This is a genomic window from Streptomyces katrae, from assembly GCF_000966975.1.
In the GTDB taxonomy this organism is placed as follows: Bacteria; Actinomycetota; Actinomycetes; order Streptomycetales; family Streptomycetaceae; genus Streptomyces; species Streptomyces katrae.
Genome location: NZ_JZWV01001593.1, coordinates 1 through 516, shown reverse-complemented (window position 1 = coordinate 516; position 516 = coordinate 1). Strand labels below are relative to the sequence as shown.

Below are 516 nucleotides of genomic sequence, written 5' to 3'. Positions count from 1 at the left end.
GGGCCGGGGAGGGCAGCGTCGGCGGGGAAGGGTGGGGGCCGGGAGCCGGCGGAGGGTGCGGGTGCGGGGCGTGAAGCCCCGCACCCGGTGCGGTTCAGGAGATCCCGAACTCCTTGCCGATGAAGTCGAACATCTCGTCGTCCGTGGCGGTGTGGAGCCCGTCCGCGACGCCGGAGACCTCCGTCTCCGCCGCCTGGCCGGCGGGCGCGGCCCACCGGTCGAGCAGCCGGCGCAGGTGCCCGGTGACGCTCTCCCGGAGGTCCGCGTCGGCCGTCGCCGTGTTCTGCAACTCCGCCTCGATGCGGTCGAGTTCGGCGAGCAGCCCGGTGACGTCGCGGCCTGCGGGTGCGGCCTCGGCCCCCAGGTAGGCGGCGAGTTCGGCGGGCGTGGGGTAGTCGAAGACGAGGGTGGGCGGCAGCCGCAGCCCGGTGTCCTTGCCCAGCCGGTTGCGCAGTTCGACCGCGGTCAGCGAGTCGAATCCCAGGTCGCGGAGGGCCTGGCCGGGACGTACCGCGC

1 protein-coding gene is annotated in these 516 nt (G+C 75.2%); it reads right to left on the bottom strand.

Going from position 1 to position 516, the window contains the following annotated elements; genetic code table 11:
• Window positions 1-94: 94 nt before the first annotated feature.
• Window positions 95-516 (bottom strand): acyl carrier protein (locus VR44_RS48680; protein ID WP_045952519.1); only part of this gene is annotated, 422 nt, incomplete at its 5' end.